This window comes from Corynebacterium humireducens NBRC 106098 = DSM 45392 (genome assembly GCF_000819445.1).
Classification (GTDB): domain Bacteria; phylum Actinomycetota; class Actinomycetes; order Mycobacteriales; family Mycobacteriaceae; genus Corynebacterium; species Corynebacterium humireducens.
Genome location: NZ_CP005286.1, coordinates 1762589 through 1787783 on the forward strand (window position 1 = coordinate 1762589; position 25195 = coordinate 1787783).

Here is a 25195-nt window from a genome sequence, read left to right on the forward strand (position 1 = left end):
GTCATCCGAGGATGCCCGCCCCCATCGTCGCCTTGAGGTCACCCATGAGGGAACCGGAGCGGTCGACGCGCAGGTGCTCACCGAGGATCATCATGGTGGACTCCTCGCCGTTGACCAGCTTGAGGTAGACGTCGGAGTCGCCGGCGTTGCGGACGAGGACCTCCTTGAGCTTCGCGATGGTGTCCATCGTGCACTGGTCCGTCCGCATCGTCAGGCGCAGCGGCAGGCCCGCACCGTTGCCGGGGCCCAGCTCGGGGACCTTGAGGTCGTCGCAGAACAGGGACATGCGGTCGTCTCGGATGGACACGTGCGCCTTCGCGAGGATGATGTTGTCCTCCACGATCGACGAGCTCACCAGCGAGTAGACCTTGTTGAACACCAGCAGTTCGACCTGCGCGCCGTTGTGGTCCTCCACCGTGACGATCGCCCAGGGAGAGCCGTCGCGCTTGGAGAAGCGCCGGTCCACCGCCGAGATGATCCCGCCGATGAGGACCTCCGCGCCGTGGCGCATCTCGCCGGCCAGGATCGTGGTCAGGGCGGTGTCGGTCTGCGCCTCGAGGGCCTCCTCGTAGCCGTCGAGCGGGTGACCGGAGACGTAGAGACCGAGCATCTCGCGTTCGAGGGCGAGCTCGTGCTTGCGGTCCCAGTTGTCGTCGGGGATGTCGATGGCGAAGACGCTCACGTTCTCCTCGTCCTCGCCGCCGAAACCCGCGAAGAGGTCGAACTGCCCCTTGTCGGCGGCCTTCTTGGTGGCCAGGACGGCGTCCACCGCATCCTCGTGGACGAGCATGAGGCCCTTGCGGGGATGCCCGAGGGAGTCGAAGGCGCCGGCCTTGATGAGGGACTCGGTGATGCGCTTGTTGCAGGGCAGCAGGTCGATCTTCTCCAGGTAGTCGGAGAAGTTGGCGAAGGTGCCCTTGGTCCGCCGCGTCTCGACGATCGAGTCGACCACCTCGGCACCGACGTTGCGGATCGCGCCGAGGCCGAAACGGATGTCCTCGCCGACGGCCAGGAAGTCGTTCTCCGACTCGTTGATGTCCGGGGACAGGACCTTCAGTCCGAGGTGGCGGCAGTCGCCGAGGTAGATGGCGGACTTGTCCTTGCGGTCCGCCACCGAGGTGAGCAGCGCCGCCATGTACTCCGGGGCGTAGTGGGCCTTGAGGTAGGCCGTCCAGAAGGAGACCAGGCCGTAGCCTGCGGCGTGCGACTTGTTGAACGCGTACGAGGCGAATGGGAGGATCGTGTCCCACAGTGCCTTGATCGGCTCCGGGCCGAAACCGTTGGACTTCATGCCCTCGGAGAACTTCGCGTACTCCTTCTCCAGGACCTCCGCCTGCTTCTTGCCCATGGCCTTACGGAAACCGTCTGCTTCACCGGCCGTGTAGTTGGCGAGCTTCTGCGCGATACGCATGATCTGCTCCTGGTACACGATGAGACCGTAGGTCTCCTCGAGGATGTCCTCGAGCGCGTCGCCTAGATCCGGGTGAATGGGCTCGATCGGCTTGCGCCCGTTCTTGCGGTCCGCGTAGTCGAGGTGCGCGTTGACGCCCATCGGGCCGGGGCGGTACAGCGCCAGGGAGGCGACGATATCGTTGAAGCCCGTCGGCTGCATGCGCTTGAGCAGTTCCTGCATGCCGCCGGAGTCCAGCTGGAAGACACCCAGGGTGGAGCCGCGGCCCAGGAGTTCGTAGGTCTCCTTGTCCTCGACGGAGAGGTTCTCCAGGTCGAGGTCGATGCCGCGGTTCTTCTTGATGTTCGCCAGGGCGTCACCGATGACGGTGAGGTTGCGCAGGCCCAGGAAGTCCATCTTCAGCAGGCCGATGGCCTCACACGCCGGGTAGTCCCAGCCGGTGATGAGCGCACCGTCGGCGGGGCGCTTCCACATGGGCACGTGGTCGAGCAGGGGCACGGACGCCATGATCACCGCACAGGCGTGGACGCCCGCCTGTCGGACGACGCCCTCGAGGCCGCGGGCGGTCTCGTAGATCTTCGCGACGTCCGGGTCGGTCTCGATGAGGGTGCGCACCGCGCCCGCCTCGTTGTAGCGCTCGTGGTCCGGGTCCATGATGCCGGCGAGGGGGATGTCCTTCGCCATGATCGGCGGCGGGAGTTCCTTCGTGATGCGGTCGGCCATCTGGTAGCCGGCCTGGCCGAACTGCACGCGGGCGGAGTCCTTGAGGGCCTGCTTCGTCTTCACCGTGCCGAAGGTGATCACCTGGGCGATCTTGTCCTCACCCCAGCGCTCGGCGGCGTAGCGGATCATCTCACCACGGCGGCGGTCATCGAAGTCGATATCGATATCAGGTGCCGACGGGCGCTCCGGGTTGAGGAAACGCTCGAAGAGCAGGCCGTGCTCGATGGGGTCGATGTTGGTGATCGTCAGCGCGTAGGCCACGAGTGCACCCGCCGCGGAACCACGGCCCGGGCCGACCCAGATGCCGATCGAGCGGGCGTGCTTGATGATCTCGGCGACGATGAGGAAGTACGACGGGTACCCCTTCATGTCGATGACCTCGATCTCGTAGTTCGCGCGGTCGATGTACTCCTGCGGGATCTCGCCGCCGTCGAAACGCTCGCGGAGGCCCGCCATCACCTCGTGGTGCAGCCACGTCGTCGGGGTGTGACCGTCGGGGACGTCGGCGATCGGCATGCGGTCATGGGGGTGGGACTCCCAGATCTCGCCGTAGTCCTGGACACGCTCGGCGATGAGCAGGGTGTTGTCGCAGCCGTCGGGCACGGTGTCGTCGAAAAGTGCGCGCATCTCCGCGGCGGTCTTGATGTAGTAGCCGGTGCCGTCGAACTTGAAGCGGTCCTCGTCGTGGAGGGTCTTGCCGGTCTGCACGCAGAGCATCGCCTCGTGGGCGGTGGCCTGCGACTCGAGGACGTAGTGGCAGTCGTTGGTCACCAGCGGCGGCAGGTCCAACTTCTTGCCGATCTCCAGCAGCTCCCGACGCACGCGCTGCTCGATGTGCAGCCCGTGGTCCATGAGCTCGAGGAAGTAGTTCTCCTTGCCGTAGATGTCCTGCCACATCGCGGCGGCCTCGAGGGCCTGGTCGAACTGGCCGAGGCGCAGCCGGGTCTGGACGTCACCAGAGGGGCAGCCGGTGGTGGCGATGATGCCGTCGGCACGCTCGGCGATGAGCTCGGCGTCCATGCGCGGCCACTTGCCCAGCTGCCCCTCGTAGGAGGCCATCGACGAGAGGTAGAAGAGGTTCTTCAGGCCGGTGGCGTTCTCCGCGATCATCGTCTGGTGCAGGTAGGCACCGGAGGCGGAGACGTCGTCGGACTTCTGGTGCGGCTCACCCCAGCGCACACGGTTCTTGTTGAAGCGGCTCTCCGGCGCGAGGTACGCCTCGATGCCGATGATCGGCTTCACCCCGGCCTTCGTCATCGCCCGGTAGAAGGCGTCGGAGCCAAACATGTTGCCGTGGTCGGTGATTCCCACGGCCGGCATCCCCTGCCGCACGACCTCGTCGGCGAGCATGTCGATCTTCGCCATGCCGTCGAGCATCGAGAACTCGGTGTGGTTGTGGAGGTGCACGAAAGAGGAGTTCTTGGCCATGGATGTGAGTGTATCGAGTCGGTCAAACAGGCATGCCCGCACGCTTTGATATGACCTGCGGGTACGATCCCACCCATGATCTTCGGCCTGCTCGCCTACCTCCTGTGGGGGCTCTTCCCGGCGTTCTTCCCGCTGCTGCTGCCGGCAGCTCCGGTGGAGATCCTGGCGCACCGCATCCTGTGGACCGCCGTCATCATGTCCGGGGTGCTCACCGTGGTGCGTGGCTGGGGTGAGCTGCGGCGGGCGTCGGGACGCTCGTGGGCGCTCATCCTCGCCGCCGGCGTGCTCATCTCCTCCAACTGGGGAATCTACGTCCTGGCGGTGAACACGAATCATGTGGCCGACGCCGCGTTGGGGTACTTCATCAACCCGCTGCTCGCGGTGCTGCTGGGTGTGGTGTTCCTCCGTGAGCGGCTCACCGGGCTGCAGGTCGTCGCGGTGGCGATCGCGACGGTCGGTGTCCTGCAGCTGACGTTCCTGTCGGGTCAGGCTCCGGTGATGGCGCTGGGGATGGCGATCTCCTTCGGGCTGTACGGCCTGGTGAAGAAGCAGGTGCAGGTGTCCCCGATCGCCTCGCTGGCCGCCGAGACCCTGGTCATGGCTCCCCTGGCCGCGATGTACCTGCTGTGGATCGGGGGCGGCACGTTCCTCACGGAGGGTCCCTCCCACACGGCGCTGCTGGTGCTCTCGGGGCTCATCACGACGGTCCCGCTGCTGCTCTTCGGCGTGGCGGCGAAGCGCCTGCCGTTGAGCACCGTGGGCATGATCCAGTACATGACGCCGACGATGCAGATGCTGTGGGCGCTGTTCGTCACGCAGGAGCACCTGTCCCCGGCGCGCTGGGCCGGGTTCATCATCATCTGGATCGCGGTGGCGGTCTACGTGTACGACCTCATGCGCCGGTCTCGATCCAGAACTGGCAGATCGGTGTAGTCATCCCCCAGCCACGGGCGAAGTCATCGACGGGGCGGATGTTCTCCAGCACTCCCCCGCAGGCGCGGATGACACCTATCGACGCCGCGTTGTCCTCCCGGCAGGTCACCAGCACCCGGCGCAGCCCCAGGACGGCAGCCTCCCACAGGACGGCCCGGAGCATGAAGGTCGCCAGCCCCTGTCCGCGGGCGGAGGGGCGCACCCCGTAGCCGATGTGGCCAAAGAGCTCGCGGAGCTGCAGGCTGTTGAGGTAGTGGCGCAACTGGACGGCGCCAAGGTACACGTCGTCCTCGACAAGCCAGAAGTTGCTGTCCGGGGCGAAGCCCTCCGGCCGCTCCGGGGAGATGAGCAGCTCGACCCAGCGGCCGAAATCCGCCCGGTCGCGGAGGTCGAGGCCGTTGAGTTCAGCCAGGTGGTAGGCTGCCCCCTCCTGGTCGAAGGTGCCCCATTCGGTGGCGGATTCCAGCCAGGACCGGTGGAGTTCGACGGTGGGGGCGACCAGTTTCATACCCGAATTCTAGGGCACCTCGACCGGGCGCACCCCGAAGCGGCCCCACGCGGCGTCGGCGGGCAGGGTCTCGAGGGCGGCGACCTGCGGTGCCTCGGCGAGCTGCCGCAGGGTGTCGCCGTTATCGCGGACGACGACGGCGTCGAGGTGCTCCGGCACAGGGACCGTGCCGACGCCCTGCAGGGACGCCGCGATGCGGTCGAGTTCCCGCTGGAACACGTCCTCCCGCCCCTCCCCCGAGACAGGTTCGGGCAGGGAGAAGGGCGCGGCGAGCTGGACGATCATCGCGTTGACGCGGGCGACGTCGTCCAGCAGGTCTCCCGCCTCCGCGGGGGTCAGCGGTGCGGTGAAGGTGACGAGGGCGTAGACGGGCTGGTCGGCGGGGGCGTCGAGAAGCGAGGTCCGGGCGCGCTCGGAGTAGGCGGCGAAGGACTCCCCCGAGTCCGTGCCCAGCATGTCGCCCTGCGGCGGGACGGGTTTGTGGGTGGCGTCGTCGAGGAAGGCGAGGACGAGGGCACCGAGCAGCGCCACGACGGCCAGGATGGCCAGGCTGCGGCGGATCATCCCCGGATCACCTCGAGGGCGTGGGCCAGGTCGTCCGGGTAGGGGGCCTCGATCTCCATGTACTCGCCCGTGCCCGGGTGGTGGAAGCCGAGCCGCACGGCGTGCAGCCACTGGCGGATGAGGCCGAGACGTTCGGCCAGGGCCGGGTCCGAGCCGTACATCGGGTCGCCGACGCACGGGTGCCCGATCGCGGACATGTGCACGCGGATCTGGTGGGTGCGGCCGGTCTCCAGGTCGATCTCGAGGAGCGTCGCCTCCCGGAAGGCCTCGATCGTCTCGTAGTGGGTGATCGCCGGCTTGCCGTCGGTGGTCACGGCGAAACGCCAGCCGGCGGAGGGGTGCCGGCCGATGGGGGCGTCGATGGTGCCGGTGAACGGGTCCGGGTGCCCCTGGACCAGCGCGTGGTAGACCTTGCGCACCGTGCGGTCACGGAAGGCGTTCTTGAGCACCGTGTAGGCACGTTCGGAGGCGGCGACGACCATGACGCCGGAGGTGCCGACGTCGAGACGCTGCACGATGCCCTTGCGCTCCGGCGGGCCGGACGTGGAGATGCGGAACCCGGCGGCGGCCAGACCACCGACGACGGTCGGTCCCTCCCAGCCGACGGTCGGGTGCGCGGCGACGCCCACCGGCTTGTGCACCGCGATGATGTCGTTGTCCGAGTAGAGGATGTCCATGCCCTCGATCAGCTCCTCCTTGGGGGTCAGATCGGGGGCCGCGGGCAGTGTCACCTCCAGCCAGGAACCCTCGTGGAGGCGGTCGGACTTGCCGACGGCCTGCCCGTCGACGAGCACGTCACCCTCGGTGGCCAGGTCTGCGGCGACCGTGCGGGAGATGCCGAGGAGCTTGGAGAGGGCGGCGTCGACACGCATGCCGGCCAGTCCCTCCGGGACGGGGAGAGTACGGGTGTCGCGGGTCATGCGGCCACCTTCGCCTTCCGCTCCTCCAGGAACAGCACGAGGACGAACACGACGACACCGACCGTGATGGCGGCGTCGGCGACGTTGAACACCGCGAAACCACCCACGGAGATGAAGTCCACGACGTGTCCGAACCAGAAACCCGGCTCACGGAACAGCCGGTCGATGAGGTTGCCCAGCGCGCCGCCGGCAATGAGCGCCAGCCCGAACGCCTGGCCCCGGTCGTGGATGCGGCGGGCGGCGACGGAGATGCCCACCACGAAGAGCAGCTGGATGGTGGTGAACAGCCAGGTGGAGTTCTCCCCCATGGAGAAGGCCGCACCCGGGTTGAACAGCAGCAGGAAGCGGAACCAGTCGCCGATGACGGGGAACGGCACCCCCGGTTCCAGCCACGCCAGCATGAGCGCCTTGGTGGCCTGGTCGATGGCCGCCACCGCAAGGATGATCACCGCCATGAAGGTGACGTTCCGGGAGGATGGTCTCGACTTTGTCTCACTCACGGCCCCCATCATTCCCCACCACGGCCGTGCGGGTCCACCCGGTGACCTGCCTGCGGTAGCCTTGACGAGGTGTTCTCCCGTGTTCCGCGGATCGCCGCCGCTCTCGGCGCCACCGCCCTTCTCGCCCTGACCGCCTGCACCTCCGAGCAGCCGGACCCGACGATCGAGGCCGCCGTCGGCCTGCCTGTCGACGCCGCCCGCATCACCGTCGTGTCCACCGGCGCCACCGGCACCGACGCCCGCGTCCTCACCTACGCGGACGTCGACGCGGAGCAGTCCGTCGAGGTCGAGGTCGCCGAGGGGTTCAACCAGCTGCTCATGCGTGCCGACACCGTCGACGTGCAGGCCCCGGCGGGCGGGGACGTCACCCGTCTGACGGTGCCGCTCACCGGTGCCACCACGGTCGCGGGCGAGGCCGTTGAGGGTGAGCGTCCCGCGACCCGGGACGTCGAGTTCCGTGTCGGGCGGCCCGCCGCCGACAACCTCGAGCTCACCGACGACATCCGCTCCGCCGAAGGCTTCCTCCTGGGCTGGCGCGCCGGGGACGCCGGGGACGTGTCCACCGTCCGTCTGGCGGCCCCGAAGGAGGCCACCGACGAGGGGCGGGCGCTCGTCGAGAAGGCGCTGATGAAGCTGCTCAGCCTGCCGGTCGTGTTCCCGGAGGAGGCCGTCGGCGAGGGTGCCACCTGGTCGGTGGACACCCGCGTCACCGGCGAGTCGACGCTCCTGCAGACCGCGACGTACACGATCACCGGCATCGACGGCGACCGCGTGGACCTGGATGTCAGCGTCCAGCAGCGCCCCGCCCTCGGTGCCCTGGAGATGGAGGACGGCCAGTCGCTGAACGTCCTCAACTCGAACACCACCAGTGAAGGCACGCTCACCGTCGACCTCGGCCGACCCCTGCCGGTCGACGGGCGTGTCTCCTACACCACCCGCGTCATCTACGGTGGCGCAGACTCCGACGTCCGCGTGGTCCAGGACTCCACCACGTCCCTGGCGTTCGCTGACTCCCCCGACAGTTAGGAACCACCATGGCCTCCCCACACCACATCAAGGTTGACGGCGTCAGCTTCACCTACCCCGGTTCGATCCGGCGGGTGCTGACGGACATCACGTTCGCCGTGCCCTCCGAACGCGTGACCGGCCTGATCGGGGAGAACGGTTCCGGCAAGTCGACGCTGCTGCAGCTCATCGCCGGCGAGCTGGAACCGGACGTCGGGGAGATCACCACTCCCCCGGTCACCGGTTTCATCGAGCAGGAGACGCAGCTGCCCTTCACCTCCCCGGCGTCCGCGCTGATCGACGCCGCGGTGTCGGAGCTGCGCGACGTCGAGAAGCAGATCGCCGTGGTCTCCGAGCGCATGGCCGAGGAACCCGACAACCCGCGGTTGGCGGAGGAGTTCGACGCGGCGCTGGCGATGGCGGAGCAGTCCGGCGTGTGGGAGCTCGACTCCCGTATCGCGACGGTGCTCGCCGGGCTGGGCCTGGCGAACGTGCCGCTGGGGACGACGCTGGGCGACATGTCCGGTGGCCAGCGTCGTCGTTTCGCGCTCGCGGCGCTGCTGCTGCGGCCGGTCGACGCGATGGTCCTCGACGAGCCGACGAACCACCTCGACGATGACGGCGTGGACTTCCTCATCAGGGAGCTCGCCGAGTTCAAGGGGCCGGTGCTCGTGGCCAGCCACGACCGTTTCTTCCTGGACAAGGCGGCCGACTCGCTCGTCGACCTCGACCCGGGTCTCGGGCACGAGGGCGGCGGTGGCGAGGACACGCGGCAGGGCACGCTGTTCACGGGTTCCTTCACCGACTACCTGGAGTCCCGCGAGGACATCCGACGTCGCTGGGAGGAGCTCTACACCGTGCAGGAGCACGAGCGGGCCCGCCTGGAGAAAGCTGCGGAGCAGACCGCGGAGGACGTGTTCCACAGTCAGGTGTCGAAGTCGGAGTCGCGGATCTCGGACAAGTTCTTCGCCGACCGCGCCGCCAAGACCGTGGGCAACCGTCTGCGTTCCGCCCGCAACCGCCTCGAGGCCCTCGAGCGTGACGAGCTGCCGAAGCCCCCGGCACGTCTGACCTTTCACGGCATCCCCGAGCACACGTCGGCGTCACTGGGTGAGCCCGCGGTCTTCGCCAGGGACATCTGGGTGGGTGACCGCCTCGGTCCCCTGACGGTGAAGATGAACCCCGGCGACCACTGGCTCATCGAGGGGCCGAACGGGGCCGGCAAGTCGACGTTCCTCAAGGTCGTCGAGGGCAAGTGGGAGATCACCGCCGGTGAGCTGCGCATCCCGGAGGAGGTGGTGATCGGCCGTCTCAGCCAGGATGACGAGTGGACGGACCTCGACCTCACCGCGGAGGAGATCTTCGCGTCGAAGGTGCCCCCGAAGTCCCCGTCCCTGGTCGACATGGGGCTGATGAACGAGGAGACGGTCACCCGCCCCCTGGGCGAACTGTCCCTCGGCCAGCGACGCCGCGTGTCGCTGGGCATCATCCTGGCGTCACCGCCGGACATCCTGCTTCTCGACGAGCCCACCAACCACCTCTCCCTCGCGTTGGCGGAGGAACTGGAGGAGGCTCTGTCGACGTTCCCGGGCACGGTGCTGCTGGCGACGCATGACCGGTGGATCCGCCGCAGGTGGGCGGTACGCACGGACGGCCGCGGCAAGGTGCTCACCCTGCCGGGCCGTCGCGACGACTAGCTACTGGGCCGGAGCCTCCTCGACGGGGGCCTCCTCAGCCGGGGCCTCCTCGACGGGGGCCGGGCTGTAGTCGAGGCACATCTGCGGCACCTGCTCCGGGGCCACGGTGTTGGTGATCAGGGTGCAGGCCCAGGACTGGGACAGCTTCCAGGTCCCGTCCTCGAAGATGAACTCGACGTTCTCGGCCGGCTGGGCCTCGGACTCGGGGAGGATGAAGTTGACCGACGCGAGGACGGAGTCCGGGGTGTAGCCCGGCAGGACCGGGTTGACCACCTGGAACTGGGCACCCGACTCCGCCTGGGAGGCGGCCATCGTCTCGAAGAGCTCCGGCGCGGTCTCGCCGCCCTGGACGGTGTTGACCTTCTCCTCGAGCGGGACGTTCGGGTCAGTGGCGCGGGCGAGGATGGCGTTGAGTTCATCGGCCGTCGGCAGGGCCGGGGCGGCGGCCTCCGTGGTGGTGTCGGTGGCCTCGACGGTGCCGGTGGTGGTCGTGGTGCCACCGTTGCCGTCCTCGCTGCTGCACGCGCTCAGGGCCAGGGCGGCACCGAGTGCGGCGGTGATCGCGGTCATCTTGGTCAACTTCACGGGAAAATACTCTCCTGTAGTTAGGGGCACATCTGGTCCGATGCTACACGCAATCCTGTGGCACCCTGGTTCCATGACCCGTATTGCGCTGCTCACCACCGGCGGAACCATCGCCTGCACCACCGACGAGTCCGGGGCGCTGCGCCCGACGGTCTCCGGCACCGAGCTTCTCGACGCCGTCCGTGACCACCTCGCCGTCCCCGCCGACGTCACCGTCACCGAGCTCACCCGTCTCGACTCCTCCGCGATCACGCTCGCCGAACTCGACGGACTCATCGCGGCGGTCCACTCCGCCCTGGAGGATCCCTCCGTCGACGCCGTCGTGGTCACCCACGGCACCGACTCGATGGAGGACACCGCCTTCGCACTGGACTGTTTCCACTCCGATGACCGTCCGGTGATCCTCACGGGGGCGCAGCGGGCCTTCGACCACCGCGAGTCCGACGGTCCCGGCAACCTCATCGACGCCCTGCGTCTCGCCGCCGATCCCCTCGCCCGCCGTCAGGGTGTGCTCATCGCCTTCGGCGGCTGGACCATCCCGGCCCGCGGCGCCGTCAAGCGGCACACCACGGATCTCGACGCCTTCATCTCCACCGTCCCGCGCGAGGTCCGGCGTCCCGCCTCCGTGCCGGTCGCCCCGCTGGCGGACGTCTCCGTCCCGGTGCTCGCCTCCTGGCCCGGCGCCGACCGTTCGCTTGTCGACGCCGCCCGTGCCGCCGGCGCCCAGGGCCTGGTCATCGAGGCCCTCGGCTCCGGCAACATCGGCCCGGAGATGGGGGCGGGCGTCGTCGAGGCCCTGGAGGCCGGCGTGCCTGTCGTGATCACCACCCGTGTCCCCTCGGGTCCAGTCGGTCTGGCCTACGGCGGCGGTGGCGGCGGCGCCACCCTCGGTTCCCTCGGCGCCGTGAGTGCCGGACACCTGCGTGCGGGCCAGGCCCGGATGGCGCTCATCGTGGCGCTGGCCACCGGACACGACGTGTCTGACCTGCTGGTTTAACGCGACCACCCCCGAGGATCACCCCCATGTCCGGGGCGTGTTCTAGCCTCAGTTTCGAACACACGAACGAGGCTTCAACGAGGGGGTGAACCTCATGTCCGAACCGTCCTGGTCAGTACTCAACCCGCACAGCTTCTACTCCCGCGCCCGACGCATCCGCGTCGAGGCCGAGTACGCCTTCTGGCACCAGCTCCGCCCGGTCGCGGACGTCGAGTCCGACGAGGACTGGACCACCCTGACCACCCTCCTCCACAAGGACACCGGCCTGTCCAAGGTGCCCCTGACCCGCAACTTCGACGCCCTCGACACGCTCGACCAGCTGCCCCGCCTCAAGGCCCTGATCCAGGAGACCTTCCTGCTGGATCTGCATCACGTGTCCATCATCGACTCCGCCGTCAAGACCGCCCCCGCTGCCCTCCTCCACGACGACTTCTTCTGGGCCTCCCTCGACGAGGACCTGATGACCCGCTTCACCCCCTCCCGGCCGCAGCAGCTGCTGCCCGGTCGCAGGGCGATCACCGACACCGTCATCAACACCATCCGCAGCGTCGAGGAGTTGGCCGCCCCCGCGCGTCCCTCCCCCTGGGGTGATCCCGCTCCGCCGCCGGAGCCCGCAGCGGGGCCGGCACCCTGCGAGGACCCCGCCGCCACCATGCGGGCCCTGCCTCCGGCCGATGACGACGCCGCCCGCGTGGCCTCCCTGTTCACGGAACCCCAGCCGGACGGCACCATCTGCTTCACCCTCACGGTCGACCAGGCCACCGGCACCCTCATCTCGGATGTCGTCGCGCAGGCCGCCCACACCCGCGGGACCGGCCAGGCGCGTGCCATGGCCGATCTCCTGTTGGAGCCGGCGACCATCCAGGTCAACTCACTGCTGTACTCCGCGCACGACGTCGACGACGCCCCCGTCTTCCACCCCACCACCGGCCTGCTCACCGAGGAGACGGCGGCCACGCTCCGGGAGATGGTCACCCGCACCCTGGACATGGACGACGCCCAGCAGGCGGAGACCCCCGCCCATGACATGCCCTTCCGCATCCGCTGCTGCGTGATCGGCCGCGACTGGGTGTGCCGCTGGCCCGGCTGCAACGCGAAGGCCACCCATCTGGACGGCGACCACCGCATCAACCATGAGGACGGCGGTCCGACGCGGGCGGACAACATGGTCATGCTCTGCAGACACCACCACAACCGGAAGACCGATGTACAGGCCACCTACCTGCTCGACCCGGTCACCGGCGACGTGTACTGGCACTTCCAGGACGGCACCTACGCCGTCGACCTGGCCACCGGTCCCCTCGCCCCGCGGGAGCGCCGCTGGGTGCAGACCTTCGCCCAACGCAAGGCGAAGGCCCGGGAGTACGCCCACCGCAAAGCTGTCGCCGAGCGTTTCGACGCCTACCGGGCCCACCACGAGGAACGCGAACACCCGCCCCCGTTCTAGTGTTCTTCAGCCAACCAGTCGTCCCACGCGAGGCTCGCCAGTGGATCAGCCGGCTGCAGGGCAGGGTCATCCTCGGCGAAGGTCCGGGTGAAACCGGGGCCGGTAGCACGGGTCTCGAAACGCACCGAGACTCTCCCGTGCCCCGCGCCCTGCACCCAGCCGTGCCCGAACTCGGGGTGGTGCACGTCCTGGGTGGCCCGCCACCCCACCGGAGGGGCGGTCTCGACGCGGGGCTCGACGTGGTGCTCCAGCTCGGGGCGCTGGTCGAGTTCGGGGAAGAGCACGTCCTGCCGCGCCTCCTCGAGGCCGGAGAAGCCGACGCCGACGAGGCGGATGGGACCGACCTCTTCCGGGTAGCGCACGAGCCGGAAGGCGGCGGACTGGAGGGTGTCGAGGTTGTCGGTGGCGTAGGGCAGGGTGGCGGACCGGGACTCGATGCGGAAGTCCGCCATGCGGAGTTTGACGGTGATGGTGCGGGAGCCGCGGCCGTCGAGAAGCAGGCGGCGGTGGGCGGACTCGGCGGCGCGGACGACGGCGGCGTCGACGTCGGCGTGGGTGGTGAGGTCGCGTGGGTAGGTGTACTCGGCGGAGATGGACTTCGCCTCGGCGCGGGGTTCGACGGGACGTTCGTCGATGCCGCGGGCCAGGTTCCACAGGACGGGGCCGACGGTGCCGCCGAGCAGGATCTCGACCTCCCGCTCGCTGAGTGCGGCGAGGTCACCGATCGTCTCCACGCCGATCTGTGCCAGGCGGCCCTCCGTCACCGGGCCGACGCCCCAGAGCTCCCGGACGGGCATGGGGTGGAGAATCTCGAGCTGCCGGTCGCCGGGGATGACGAAGGTACCGTCCGGTTTCGCGCGCCCGGAGCCGATCTTCGCGTACTGCTTGCCCGTGCCGGCGCCGATGGAGGAGGGCAGGCCGGTCTCCTCGCGGATGAGTCGCCGCAGGTCATCGGCCCAGGCGCGGACCTCCCCGGGGGTGGCGCCGACGAGTTCGGCGGGTTCCATGAAGGCCTCGTCGATGGAGAGCTGCTCGACGACGTCGACACGTGTGGCGATGAGCTGGAACACCCGGCGCGAGGCCGCCACATAGACCTCCCGGCGCGGGGCGACCAGGACCGCCGAGAAGCCGACGAGGCGGGCGGCCTGGTGGGTGGGCATGGCGGAGCGGGCCCCGAAACGGCGGGCCTCGTAGCTCGCGCCGGCGACCACTCCCCTCCCCGACACACCCGCCACGAGGACGGGGCGGCCGCGCAGGGTCGGCCGGGTCAGCTGCTCCACGGAGGCGTAGAACGCGTCCATGTCGATGTGGAGAACCCAGCGCTGCATGCCGACCATCCTAGGATCGGCGCAGTGCGACGGCGGCCACCACCAGGACGATGCCGAGCATCTCGGCGCCGGAGAGCCACTGCCCCAGCGCCACCGCCCCGAGCACCGCGGCCACGACCGGCAGCAGTGCCTGGAGCAGCGCGAAGTGAGCCGCACCCGCCATCCGCATGACCACCTGGTCCAGCGTGTAGGGGATGACCGCGGACAGCACGCCCAGCCCGAGGGCCAGGCCGAGGAGGGTGGTGCCGGGCGTGCCGACGTCCGCCGGCCAGAGCCACACCATGAACGGCAGCGCCAGCACGGCGGCGAGGGAGAAACCGACGGTCATCGACGTCCGCGGGCTGTCCGAGCTGGCCACGATCCGGGAACCCACGACGATGTACACCGCCCACAGACCACCCGCCAGCAGCGCGAACCCGAGGCCCACGGCGGCCGTCGACCACACGGCCCCGGAGATGACCACCACCCCGAGGGTCGCCAGGCCGAGAGCCAGCCAGTCCCGGAGGGAGCGGGACCCGAGGGCCGCCACCAGGACGGGGCCGAGGAACTCCACCGCCACCGCCGTGCCGAGCGGCAGGCGGGCGATGGCCTCGTAGAAGCTCATGTTCATGCCCATCGTCGCCACGCCGTAGACCAGCGCGGAGGAGCTCCGGAAGTCCCGCAGGCGGGGACGGACGAGCACGAGCAGGATCAGCGCCGCCGCTGAGATACGGAACCAGGCGACGATGACGGGCGGCAGGACGTCGAAGAGCCCGACCGCCACGGCGGCTCCCGCGTACAGGCTGACGCCTGACGCGATCATCACCGCCGGGGCGCGGAGGTTCATCGCTTCGCGACGGTCGCCTTCACGTCCTTGACGACGTCGTGGGCGTCACCCGCGAGTTCGTCGGTGGTGACGTCCAGCTCCACGGCGAGCACCTCACCGGCGATGAGATCGCGGTGACGCTCCGCCCACTCCTTCTTCTCCTCCGGGACGGAGAGGACGACGGAGATGCGGTCGGAGACCTCCAGGCCGGTGGCCTTGCGGGCGTCCTGCAGGCCACGGATGACGTCGGCGGCCCATCCCTCGGCCTCGAGCTCCTCGGTGAGGGTCATGTCGAGGACGACGAGGCCGTCGAGGCCGTCGATACGCGCGGTGGACTCCGGGTTCGCGGCGACGAGACGCTCGGTGTACTCGTCCTCGTTGAGCTCGATGCCGTCGGCGACGACCTTGTCCCCGACACGCTCGTAGTTGCCGGACTTGACGGCCTTGATCACGCGCTGGACGTCCCTGCCCAGGCGCGGTCCGGCGGCGCGGGCGTTGACCACGACCTCGAAGGTGCCCACCGAGTCGACGTCGGAGGTCAGCTCGATGTCCTTGACGTTGACCTCGTCACGGATGATGGCGGCGAACGGCGCGAGCTGCTCCGAGTCGGGCAGCGCGACGGTCAGGGACGGCAGCGGCAGGCGGTTGCGCAGCTTGTGGGCCTTACGCACCGAGGAGGCCGCGGAGCAGACGCCGCGGGTGGCGTCCATGGCGGCGACGAGGTCGGCGTCGGCGGGGAAGTCTTCCGCGGAGGGGTAGTCCGCGAGGTGGACGGAACGCTCGCCGGTCAGTCCCCGCCAGATGACCTCGGAGGTCATCGGCAGCAGCGGGGCGGTGACGCGGGTGAGTACCTCGAGCACGGTGTAGAGGGTGTTGAAGGCCTCCGGGTGGGCGTCGTCGCCCTCCCAGAAACGGTCACGGGAGCGGCGCACGTACCAGTTGGTCAGGGCGTCGGCGAACTGGCGGACGGCGTCGGTGGCGTCGGCGATGTCGGTGTTGTCCAGCGCGGTACGCACCGTGTCGACGAGGTCGTGCAGCTTCGCCAGGATGTAGCGGTCGAGCACGTCCTCCGAGGAGACGGACCACTCGGCCGGCTTCGAGGAGTACAGCTGCAGGAAGGAGTAGGCGTTCCAGATCGGCAGCAGCGCCTGGCGGACACCGTCGCGGATGCCCTGCTCGGTGACGATGAGGTTGCCGCCCCGCAGGATCGGCGAGGACATGAGGAACCAGCGCATGGCGTCGGAGCCGTCGCGGTCGAAGACCTCGTTGACGTTCGGGTAGTTGCCCTTGGACTTGGACATCTTCTGGCCGTCGTCACCGAGGACGATGCCGTGGGCGACGACCTTCTTGAACGCCGGGCGGTCGAAGAGCGCCACGGACAGGACGTGCAGCAGGTAGAACCAGCCGCGGGTCTGGCCGATGTACTCGACGATGAAGTCCGCCGGGTTGTGGTCCTCGAAGAACTCCTTGTTCTCGAAGGGGTAGTGGAACTGCGCGAAGGGCATGGAACCGGAGTCGAACCACACGTCGAGGACGTCCGGGACACGGCGCATCGTGGACTGGCCCGTCGGGTCGTCCGGGTTCGGGCGGGTCAGCTCGTCGATGTACGGGCGGTGCAGGGACGTCGGGCGGACACCGAAGTCGGCCTCGAGCTCGTCGAGGGAGCCGTAGACGTCGACACGCGGGTACTCGTCGTTGTCGGAGACCCACACCGGGATCGGGGAACCCCAGTAACGGGAACGGGAGATGTTCCAGTCGCGGGCGTTCTCCAGCCACTTGCCGAACTGACCGTCACGGACGTGCTCCGGCAGCCACTCGATCTCCTCGTGGTTGAGCTCGACCATGCGGTCGCGGATCTCGGTGACGCGGACGAACCAGGACGGCAGCGCCATGTAGATCAGCGGCTCGCCGGAACGCCAGGAGTGCGGGTAGGAGTGCTCGATGGTCTGGTGGCGCAGGACGCGGCCGCGCTCCTTGAGGTCGCGGATGATGTCCTTGTTCGCGTCGAAGACCAGCTGGCCCTCGTACTCCGGGACCTGGGAGGTGAACTTGCCGTCCATGTCGACCGGGATGACCACGCCGATGCCGTACTTCTTGCAGGACTCCATGTCGTCCTCACCGAAGGCCGGGGCCTGGTGGACGATACCGGTGCCGTCCTCGACGGTGACGTAGTCGGCGAGGATGACCTGGAAGGCGTTGACCTCGTCGGCGAAGTAGTCGAACATCGGCTGGTACTGCAGACCCTCGAGCTGCGCGCCCGGGACGGTCGCCAGCACCTCGTGGTCCTCGCCGAACTCCTTCGCCAGGGTCCCGACCAGCGGGGCGGCCATGAGGTAGACCGCGCCGTCGGCGGCACGCACCAGCGCGTAGTCGACCTCCGGGTGGACGGCGAGCGCCAGGTTCGACGGCAGGGTCCACGGGGTGGTGGTCCAGGCGAGGGCGGCGGCGTCGGCGAGCAGCGGCTGCTCGGTGAGGGTCTTCTCCGCGGCGGAACCGGCGACGGCGCCGGTGACCGGGAAGGTGACGGTCAGGGCCGGGTCCTGGCGCATCTTGTAGGAGTCGTCGAGGCGGGTCTCCTGGTTGGACAGCGGGGTGTGCTCCGCCCAGGAGTACGGCAGGACACGGAAGCCCTGGTAGATCAGGCCCTTGTCGTAGAGCTGCTTGAACGCCCAGATGACGGACTCCATGTAGCCCGGGTCCATCGTCTTGTAGCCGTTGTCGAAGTCCACCCAACGCGCCTGGCGGGTGACGTACTCCTTCCACTCCTCGGCGTAGCGCAGGACGCTCTCGGCGCAGTACTCGTTGAACTTCGCCAGACCCATGTCCTCGATCTGGCCCTTGTCGGTGATGCCGAGCTGCTTCTCCGCCTCCAGCTCCGCCGGCAGACCGTGGGTGTCCCAGCCGAAGACACGGGGCACGTGGTGGCCGGTCATGGTGCGGAAACGCGGGATGATGTCCTTGACGTAGCCGGTGAGCAGGTGGCCGTAGTGCGGCAGACCGTTGGCGAAGGGCGGGCCGTCGTAGAAGACGTACTCCTTCTCCCCCTCACGCTGGTCCAGCGACGCCTGGAACGTGCCGTCCTGCTTCCAGTACTCCAGGACGACCTTCTCCATGTCGGGGAATCGGGAGGAACCCCCGGTCATGTCGACGCGGGGGTACACGCCGCCCACGGCGGTCTTCTTCTGCTCGGACATATCTTCCTTCACTCACGAGTCGTCGGTCGGTGCAGGGACGCACGTGCGTGCGCGGTACCACCCTGCTTGGGTGCCGGGGCACCCCACTTCATTCGTGGTGAAGGTCTGTCACGGTCCCACCCGTCCGGTTCTACTCGGCGTGCGCCTTTCTTCCGGATGCTCCCCGGTGATGGCCGGATCACTGCGTGTTGCCCGCCGACACGGCGGAACAGTCACAGGGGATTATACACGGTGGCCGGTAGCCGCTCCCCTCCGGCATCGGGAAAGCCCGTGGGGGTGGGAACGACCTGAGTCGTTCCCACCCCCACGGGCTTCAACCGGACTAGTTCTACTTTCCTGCGTCGGCGTTCGGGGCCGCGGAACCGCGGGCCTCGAGCTCCTGCAGCTGGGTCTCCAGCAGGGTCTTCAAGCGGGTGCGGTACTCACGCTCGTAGGTGCGCAGCTCCGCGATACGGGTCTCCAGGGCCGTCTGCTGCTGCTTGACGGTCGCCATGATCTCCGTGTGCTTGCGCTCGGCGTCGGCCTGCAGGGCGTTCGCCTTCTCCTCGGCCTGACGGATCTGGGCCTCGGCACGGGAGGTCGCCTGGTTGGTGGTCTCCTGCGCACGCTTCTCAGCGTCTGCGACCAGCGACTTCGCACGGGTGTCGGCCTCGTTGATCTGCTGCTCGGCGCGCTTCTTGGCGTCGGCCAGCTGGGCCTGGGACTTCTCGTCGGCGTCGGCGAGCTGGGCCTCTGCCGCGGTGCGGGCCTCGTCGAGCATGGAGCGGGACTCCGCCTGTGCCTCGGAGGTGAGGCGGTCGGCCATCTCCTGGGCCAGGCCCAGGACCTTGGCGGCCTGCATGTGGGTGTCCGCGGTGGCCGGTGCGGTGTCCTGCGGGACAGCTGCCACGGCGGCGGCCTTCTGCGGCTGCTGCTCGGCCTTCTTCTTGGCGGCCTCGAGCTCCGCCTTGGTCCTCTGCAGCTCGGCCTTGACGTTCTTCGCCTCGGACTCGGCCTTCTCGGTGGCCTTCCGGGCGTCGGTCAGCTTGGCCTCGTACTCCTTGCGGAGCTCCTCCTCGATCTCCTTGCGGAGCTTCGCCTCGTCGACACCGTCGCCGGCCGGGGCGGAACCGCCCTGCTCCAGCTTTGCGCGGAGATCGTCGTTGTCGTCCTGCAGCTGGGCGAGGGTGTCTTCGACGAGGTCGAGGAACTGGTCAACCTCATCCTCGTTGTAACCCCGCTTGCCGATCGGCGGCTTACTGAAAGCGACGTTGTGCACATCAGCTGGTGTCAGCGGCATTGGCGTTCCCTTCGAGTTTGTGGTGGCCCGGTAGGCCGGTGCGGGCTGGCCCACACTATGCGTTTTCAATAATCGTACGTTGAGTGCTTGGTCAAGTGTAACCCCCGGAGGGGCCGTCCGGACCACGGACACTCCAAATCTTTACCGGAGGTTGAACCCTGCGGCCACTCAACCGGCGAACACCGCCAGCACAATGTACTGCAGAACACTGAGGATGATGAACAGGACAATCACCGACATGTCCAGGGCGACGCCACCCAACTTCAGGGGCGGAATCACGCGGCGCAGCGCCTTGACCGGCGGGTCGGTGATGACGAACAGCGGCTCCGCGATGTAGATGAACCACCGCGGCGGCTGGAAGTTACGCGAGAAGGACTGGATCATCTCGATCACGATGCGCGCGATCAGAACGAGGATGAAGATCCGGATGACGAGGTAAATGGCAGAACCGAGGAGACTCACATTCACCGAGCCTAGTGGTTGTCACAAAGAAAAAGGTAGGTACCCCACCGGGAGTGGGACACCTACCTCACGACCAAAAGCTGCGTGACCGGTCGGGTCAGCGCAGCTTGGCTGCCCTTTCAAGCTCGATCTGGGAGAACTCCGCGCCCTCCGGGGTGATGGCGAAGACGGTGCGGTCCGTGTCGATGTTGCGGGTCACGTTGACCATCTTGCCGCGCAGGGCGTAGCAGAGGCCGGCGGCGAAGTCGACGATCCGCTTGTTGTCGCCCGGCTCCATGCGGGTGAGGTCGAAGACGACGGCGTCGCCGTCGCGGAAGGGCTCACCGATCTGGGCGGCCTGGCTGTAGGAGGTGACCTCCACGGCGATCAGCTTCGGCTCGGGGGCCTGGTACTGGGGGCGCTCCTCGCGCTCCGGGCGGCTGTAGCCCCCGTACTCGTAGTCGCGGGACGGCGCGTAGGCGGCGGAACCGCTGGTGCGGTAGCGCGGGTCCTCGCGGTCGTAGTCGTAGTAGGCGTCCTCGTGCTCCATGTCGATCGGAGACAGACCGAAGAACTCCTTGGCGTTCCTGATGAAGGACATTTGTTTTCCTCTCCCGTTAGTGCAGCTGGCGCGGGGTTTTGGTCGTTTACTGACCCCTACGGTAGTGGTCGGCTGCCCAGCACGCCGGTTCCGACACGCACGATGTTCGAGCCCTTGGCGACGGCGCTCTCCAGGTCGGCGGACATGCCCGCCGAGAGCTCCATCCCCGGACCGAGGTCATCACACAGCGTACGCGCCCACGCGAAGACAGGTCCCGGATCCTCCCCCAGGGGAGGCACCACCATGAGACCCCGCAGTTCCAGGTGCGGGGCGGCCTCGACGACGTCGACAAGCTCCTGCAGGTTCTCCTCGGTCACGCCGCCGCGGGAGGGGTCGCCGTCGGCGGAGAGCTGCAGGTAGACGGGCAGTACACCGGCCGGGCGGTCGCCGCGCTCGATGGCCAGGCCCATGCCGCGGTTGAGGCCCTCCGCGAGGCGCACCGAGTCCAGCGAGTGGACGCTGGCGGCCCAGCGGGCGACGGAGTTGGCCTTCTTGGTCTGGATCTGGCCGATCATGTGGATGCGGGCGTCCGGCACCTCGGCTGCCTTGGCGCGGGCCTCCTGCTCGCGGTTCTCGGCGACGTCGGCGACGCCGAGCTCCACGAGCAGCTCCAGGTCGGAGGCCGGGTGGAACTTCGTCACCGGCAGGAGGCGGATGTCGGCGGGGTCACGGTCGGCGGCGCGGGCGGCGGCGTCGATACGCTCCCGCACGGCGGTCAGGTTGGTGCGCAGTTCCTCGAGTCTGGTCACGGCAGCCACACCAGCCCCGCCTGGCGACCGGTGGTGCCCTCCCGACGGTACGAGAAGAAATCCTCGTCCTCGATCGTGCACCGCGGGTCCGCCTCGATGTTGGTCACCCCGAGGCCCATGAGCTGGCGCACCAGCCCGGCCCGGATGTCGAGGCCGACGGTCCCCTGCTCCGTGCGGGTCCGGGACCCCGGGAGATGCTTCTCGACGTCCGCCGCCATCTCCGCCGGCACCTCGTAGTGCCGCCCGGAGGCCGCAGGCCCCAGGACCACCTGGATGGCACCCGGCTGCGCGCCGAGCTCCACCATCTTCGCGACCGTGCGGGAGACGATCCCGTTGCGGGCGCCCAGGCGGCCGGCGTGCGCCGCGGCGACGACGCCGTGGACGTGGTCGGCCAGCAGGACCGGCACGCAGTCCGCGACGAGCACCCCCAGTGCCAGACCACGCTGCGTGGTCACGAGGGCGTCGGTGGCCTCGACCGGACCAGGCTGGGGCCCGTCGACGACGGTGACGTTGTGGGAGTGGATCTGCTCCATCCACACGATGTCGTCCAGACCGAGGATGCGGGCCAGCCGCTCCCGGTTGGCGGCGACGGCGTCGGGGTCGTCCCCGACATGGTCACCGAGGTTGAAGGAATCATACGGAGACGACGACGCCCCGCCCGCACGGCTGGTGAAGACCATGCGGACGGGGCGGGGAGCCTCGTTCGCGCTGCTGAGGGACATGCCCTACAGGTTAGCGCAGGAAGTCGGGCACATCGAGATCGTCGTCACGGGTCGGGCGGGAGCTGGTGAACAGGCCGCCGTTGCCGGAGCTGCGGTGACGACCGGTGTCGGCGGCCGGGGCCGGGGTGACCGGCGGCGGGGTCGGCTTCGGCTCCTCCTGCTGCTGACGCTCCTCGAAGAGGCCGCCGCGGGCCGGCTCCTCCATCGGGGAGGGCACCGGGGTGGGCTCGGCGGGACGGCCGGCCGGCGGGTTGTTCTTGGCGGCGTCGAAACCGGTGGCGATGATGGTCACGCGGACCTCGTCGCCCAGGTTGTCGTCGATGATCGTTCCGAAGATGATGTTGGCGTCCTCGTCGGCCTTCTCCTGGACGATGGTGGCCGCCTCGTTGACCTCCATGAGGCCGAGGTCGGAGGCACCGGCGACGGAGAGCAGCAGACCCTTCGCGCCCTCCATGGTGGACTCCAGCAGCGGGGAGTTGATGGCCTGCAGGGTGGCGGTCATGACGCGGTCGTCGCCACGCGAGGAGCCGACGCCCATGAGCGCGGAACCGGCGTCGGACATGACGGAGCGGACGTCGGCGAAGTCGACGTTGATCACACCCGGGGTGACGATGAGGTTGGTGATGCCCTGGACACCGTTGTGCAGGACCTCATCGGCGGCGCGGAAGGCCTCCATCATGGACAGCGACGCGTCGCCCAGCTGTAGCAGACGGTCGTTGGGGATGACGATGAGCGTGTCACAGACCTGACGCAGCTCCTCGATGCCGGCCTCGGCCTGGCGGGTGCGGCGCGGACCCTCGAACTTGAAGGGCTTGGTGACGACGCCGACGGTCAGCGCACCGAGCTTCTTCGCGATCCCCGCGACGACCGGTGCGGCGCCGGTTCCGGTGCCACCGCCCTCACCGGCGGTGACGAAGACCATGTCGGCGCCCTTGAGGGTCTCCTCGATCTCGGACTTGTGGTCCTCTGCGGAGGTGCGACCGACCTCCGGGTTCGCGCCGGCACCGAGGCCACGGGTGGCCTCACGGCCGATGTCGAGCTTGGTGTCCGCGTCGGAGAAGAGCAGGGCCTGCGAGTCGGTGTTGATGGCGACGAACTCGACACCCTTGAGGCCCTCTTCGATCATGCGGTTGACGGCGTTGACTCCGCCGCCGCCGACGCCGACGACCTTGATGACGGCGAGGTAGTTGTTCGGTGAGGTCATGGGTTCTGGCCGCGCCTTTCGGGGAAGTGTGTGATCTGGAACGAGGTTGTTTCCATCATGGGTGACCGCGCCCGAAAAGTCAGGGACATTTCGGGGCGTGTCGATACCCTCAACCTCAGGTTTAACGTACGGTCAGCAGCGTGGGATTGGACACGTTCCAGTGTTCTCCCGGCTGCTGGATGGCGGTCTGCATCGCCAGGGACTTGTCGTGGTTGCTTTCCGACGCGCCCCAGTAGACCGTACGCCCATCATGCAGATTGAGTTTCAGAGCATACCTGCCCGGGGCGTCGATGGTGTACACCATCGCCCGCACATGCTCCGGAAGCGAGGAGATGACCGCCGCCACGTCGGCCAGCACCTCCGGGTCCTCCCGCAGGTCACCGGTGACCTCCACGGAGCTCTCCGGGGGCACGTCGATGATGAAGGGACGCCCATCCTCGTCGATGAGGTGGTCTCCGTCGGACTCCCGGCTGTACAGCAGCGCCTGCCGCTCGGTCACCTCGACGACCAGCGTGGACGGCCACTGACGCGAGACCGTGGCACTGCGGACCCACGGCAGGTCGACGACGCCCCGGGCGGCCTGCCCGGCGTCGACACGCACGAGGTTGTCGCCCCGCGACACCCCCGTCGCCTCGATGACGTACTCCTCCGGGGAGTGGACGTTGCCGCTCACGGCGTAGTTGTTCACCCGCAGGACGGGGAACACCCACATCACGGCCACCAGGAGCAGCAGTACCGCGAGCAGGGCCCCGCCGATGCGGAGGATGCTTCTGCGTGACATCTACCGGCCCAGCGCCGCCAGGATCTCGCCCGCCAGCAGGGTGACGTCACCGGCACCCATCGTGAGGACGAGGTCACCCTCCCGCACCAGACCGAGGACGGTCTCCGGGGCGTGCGAGAAATCCGGCTCATAGGTGACGTCGCAGGTCATCGCGTCGGTGATGATGCGGGAACTCACGCCCTCCACCGGCCTCTCGCGGGCCCCGAAGATGTCGAGGACCACGGCGGCGTCGGCCAGCGAGAGCGCCGCGGCGAACTCCTCGGCGAACTCGATGGTGCGGGAGTACAGGTGCGGCTGGAAGACGACGACCACCCGGCCGTCCTCCCCCTCCGCCTCCACCTTCTGCTGCGCCGCCTGCAGCACCGCGGTCACCTCGGTCGGGTGGTGGGCGTAGTCGTCGTAGACGCGCACCCCGCCGGCGGTGCCGCGGTACTCGAAGCGCCGGCGCACGCCGTTGAAGTCGCTCAGGCCCTCGGCCAGCTTCTCCAGGTCACCGCCCGCCAGGTGGCAGGCCAGCAGGGCCGCCGCGCCGTTGAGGACCATGTGGCTGCCCGGGGTCTGGAGGAGGACGGTGAGGTCGCGGCCGTCGATACGGATGTGCGCGGTGGTGCCGCCCTCGGTGACCTCGGTGCTGAGGATCTCCGCCCCCAGCGGGATCACCGGGTGCAGGGCCGCCGCATCGGTCGTGCCGTAGCCCAGCACGGAGATGCCGTTCCGCATCGCGCGTTCACCGAGGGCGGCGGCGTGGATGTCGTCGAGGCACACGACCAGGTGGCCGTTCTCGGTGACCCGCTCGGAGAAGTCGTCGAAGACCTGGTGGTAGGCCTGGGCCGTGCCGAAGAAGTCGAGATGGTCGGGCTCGATGTTGGTCACCACCGCCACGTCCGGGGAGTAGCGCAGCAGCGAGGCGTCGGACTCGTCGGCCTCCGCGATGAAGCAGTCACCGGTGCCGTGGTGCGCGTTGGTGCCGGAACGGCTCAGCTGGCCGCCGATGGAGAAGCTCGGGTCCATGCCCGCCGCCTGCGCCGCCGCGACCGCCATCGAGGTGGTCGACGTCTTGCCGTGCGTGCCGGCGAAGAGGATCTGGCGGTACCCGGTCATCAGCTCACCGAGCAGGTCGGAACGCCGGATGACCGGGATCCCCTGCTCGTGGGCGGCGACGAGCTCCGGGTTGTCCTGAGGGATCGCCGCGAAGGAGACGACGACCACCGTCGGCGGCTCACCGGCGAGCGTCAGGTTCGCGGCGTCGTGGCCGACGGCGACATGCGCGCCGTTGGAACGCAGGGCCCGCACCGGACGGGAGTCCTTGACGTCGGAGCCGGTGACCACCGAACCGCGGTCGAGCAGGATCCGGGCGACGCCGGACATGCCGG

The 25195-nt window shown here is 68.7% G+C and carries 22 protein-coding genes; 5 read left to right on the forward strand and 17 right to left on the reverse strand.

Features of this window, described 5'->3' with window-relative positions; genetic code table 11:
- Window position 1: 1 nt before the first annotated feature.
- Window positions 2-3562, reverse strand: a complete 3561-nt coding sequence (gene dnaE / locus B842_RS08760; protein ID WP_040086193.1) for a DNA polymerase III subunit alpha — start codon at window positions 3560-3562, stop codon at window positions 2-4.
- Window positions 3563-3637: 75 nt separating this feature from the next.
- Between dnaE and rarD the strand changes: the two genes are divergently transcribed.
- Complete coding sequence (gene rarD / locus B842_RS08765) at window positions 3638-4495, forward strand: EamA family transporter RarD (RefSeq protein ID WP_040086194.1); 858 nt, start codon at window positions 3638-3640, stop codon at window positions 4493-4495.
- Here the strand turns inward: rarD and B842_RS08770 are convergent.
- Genes B842_RS08770 through lspA form a run of 4 tightly spaced genes read right to left on the reverse strand, consistent with a single transcriptional unit; the run spans window position 4455 to window position 6996 of the window.
- Window positions 4455-5003, reverse strand: a complete 549-nt coding sequence (locus tag B842_RS08770; protein WP_040086195.1) for a GNAT family N-acetyltransferase — start codon at window positions 5001-5003, stop codon at window positions 4455-4457. The genes rarD and B842_RS08770 overlap by 41 nt on opposite strands.
- Before the next feature lie 9 nt (window positions 5004-5012).
- Complete coding sequence (locus B842_RS08775) at window positions 5013-5567, reverse strand: hypothetical protein (protein WP_040086196.1); 555 nt, start codon at window positions 5565-5567, stop codon at window positions 5013-5015.
- Window positions 5564-6487: an RluA family pseudouridine synthase gene (locus B842_RS08780; protein WP_040086197.1), complete on the reverse strand. Its 924-nt coding sequence runs from the start codon at window positions 6485-6487 to the stop codon at window positions 5564-5566. The genes B842_RS08775 and B842_RS08780 overlap by 4 nt, the downstream gene beginning before the upstream one ends.
- Entirely contained in the window at window positions 6484-6996 is a 513-nt protein-coding gene (gene lspA, locus B842_RS08785; protein ID WP_040087502.1) for a signal peptidase II, read from the reverse strand. The genes B842_RS08780 and lspA overlap by 4 nt, the downstream gene beginning before the upstream one ends.
- Window positions 6997-7056: 60 nt before the next feature.
- Between lspA and B842_RS08790 the strand changes: the two genes are divergently transcribed.
- Both B842_RS08790 and B842_RS08795 read left to right on the forward strand, forming a co-directional pair.
- The gene (locus B842_RS08790) at window positions 7057-8013 is read left to right on the forward strand and encodes a hypothetical protein (RefSeq protein WP_040086198.1); all 957 of its coding nucleotides are present in this window, start codon (window positions 7057-7059) and stop codon (window positions 8011-8013) included.
- 8 nt (window positions 8014-8021) lie between these two features.
- The gene (locus B842_RS08795; RefSeq protein ID WP_040086199.1) at window positions 8022-9689 is read left to right on the forward strand and encodes an ABC-F family ATP-binding cassette domain-containing protein; all 1668 of its coding nucleotides are present in this window, start codon (window positions 8022-8024) and stop codon (window positions 9687-9689) included.
- On the opposite strand, the gene B842_RS08800 is transcribed toward B842_RS08795, so the two are convergent.
- Window positions 9690-10274 carry a WKL family lipoprotein gene (locus B842_RS08800; protein WP_040086201.1) on the reverse strand — a complete coding sequence of 195 codons (585 nt, stop codon included), beginning with the start codon at window positions 10272-10274 and terminating at the stop codon, window positions 9690-9692. It lies immediately after the preceding gene.
- 73 nt (window positions 10275-10347) lie between these two features.
- Here B842_RS08800 and B842_RS08805 point away from each other — a divergent pair, with 73 nt between their 5' ends.
- Both B842_RS08805 and B842_RS13225 read left to right on the forward strand, forming a co-directional pair.
- The gene (locus tag B842_RS08805) at window positions 10348-11271 is read left to right on the forward strand and encodes an asparaginase (protein WP_082028420.1); all 924 of its coding nucleotides are present in this window, start codon (window positions 10348-10350) and stop codon (window positions 11269-11271) included.
- Window positions 11272-11365: 94 nt separating this feature from the next.
- On the forward strand, window positions 11366-12718 hold the full coding sequence (locus B842_RS13225; RefSeq protein ID WP_156119483.1) for an HNH endonuclease signature motif containing protein: 1353 nt from the start codon (window positions 11366-11368) through the stop codon (window positions 12716-12718).
- Here B842_RS13225 and B842_RS08815 read toward each other — a convergent pair.
- The 11 genes from B842_RS08815 to murC all read right to left on the reverse strand — a co-directional run bounded on the left by B842_RS08815 (window position 12715) and on the right by murC (window position 25190).
- A complete protein-coding gene (locus tag B842_RS08815; protein ID WP_040087505.1) occupies window positions 12715-14046 on the reverse strand; it encodes a DNA polymerase IV in 1332 nt (443 codons plus the stop codon). The genes B842_RS13225 and B842_RS08815 overlap by 4 nt on opposite strands.
- A gap of 10 nt (window positions 14047-14056) precedes the next feature.
- Complete coding sequence (locus tag B842_RS08820; protein ID WP_040086204.1) at window positions 14057-14872, reverse strand: EamA family transporter; 816 nt, start codon at window positions 14870-14872, stop codon at window positions 14057-14059.
- A complete protein-coding gene (gene ileS, locus B842_RS08825; protein WP_040086206.1) occupies window positions 14869-18045 on the reverse strand; it encodes an isoleucine--tRNA ligase in 3177 nt (1058 codons plus the stop codon). The genes B842_RS08820 and ileS overlap by 4 nt, the downstream gene beginning before the upstream one ends.
- Window positions 18046-18373: 328 nt before the next feature.
- Window positions 18374-19324: a DivIVA domain-containing protein gene (locus B842_RS08830; RefSeq protein WP_040086208.1), complete on the reverse strand. Its 951-nt coding sequence runs from the start codon at window positions 19322-19324 to the stop codon at window positions 18374-18376.
- 168 nt (window positions 19325-19492) lie between these two features.
- Window positions 19493-19786 carry a YggT family protein gene (locus B842_RS08835; RefSeq protein ID WP_040086210.1) on the reverse strand — a complete coding sequence of 98 codons (294 nt, stop codon included), beginning with the start codon at window positions 19784-19786 and terminating at the stop codon, window positions 19493-19495.
- Between the two features lie 97 nt (window positions 19787-19883).
- Window positions 19884-20366, reverse strand: coding sequence for a cell division protein SepF (locus B842_RS08840; RefSeq protein ID WP_040086212.1), 483 nt, complete (start codon window positions 20364-20366; stop codon window positions 19884-19886).
- Between the two features lie 56 nt (window positions 20367-20422).
- Window positions 20423-21115 (reverse strand): YggS family pyridoxal phosphate-dependent enzyme, encoded by a 693-nt coding sequence (locus B842_RS08845; RefSeq protein ID WP_040086214.1) that lies wholly within the window; start codon window positions 21113-21115, stop codon window positions 20423-20425.
- On the reverse strand, window positions 21112-21837 hold the full coding sequence (pgeF, locus tag B842_RS08850; protein WP_040086216.1) for a peptidoglycan editing factor PgeF: 726 nt from the start codon (window positions 21835-21837) through the stop codon (window positions 21112-21114). The genes B842_RS08845 and pgeF overlap by 4 nt, the downstream gene beginning before the upstream one ends.
- A gap of 10 nt (window positions 21838-21847) precedes the next feature.
- On the reverse strand, window positions 21848-23041 hold the full coding sequence (gene ftsZ, locus B842_RS08855) for a cell division protein FtsZ (protein WP_040086217.1): 1194 nt from the start codon (window positions 23039-23041) through the stop codon (window positions 21848-21850).
- Between the two features lie 121 nt (window positions 23042-23162).
- Complete coding sequence (locus B842_RS08860; RefSeq protein WP_040086219.1) at window positions 23163-23822, reverse strand: cell division protein FtsQ/DivIB; 660 nt, start codon at window positions 23820-23822, stop codon at window positions 23163-23165.
- Window positions 23823-25190, reverse strand: coding sequence for a UDP-N-acetylmuramate--L-alanine ligase (gene murC, locus B842_RS08865; RefSeq protein WP_218000550.1), 1368 nt, complete (start codon window positions 25188-25190; stop codon window positions 23823-23825). It abuts the gene before it with no gap.
- Window positions 25191-25195: the final 5 nt, after the last annotated feature.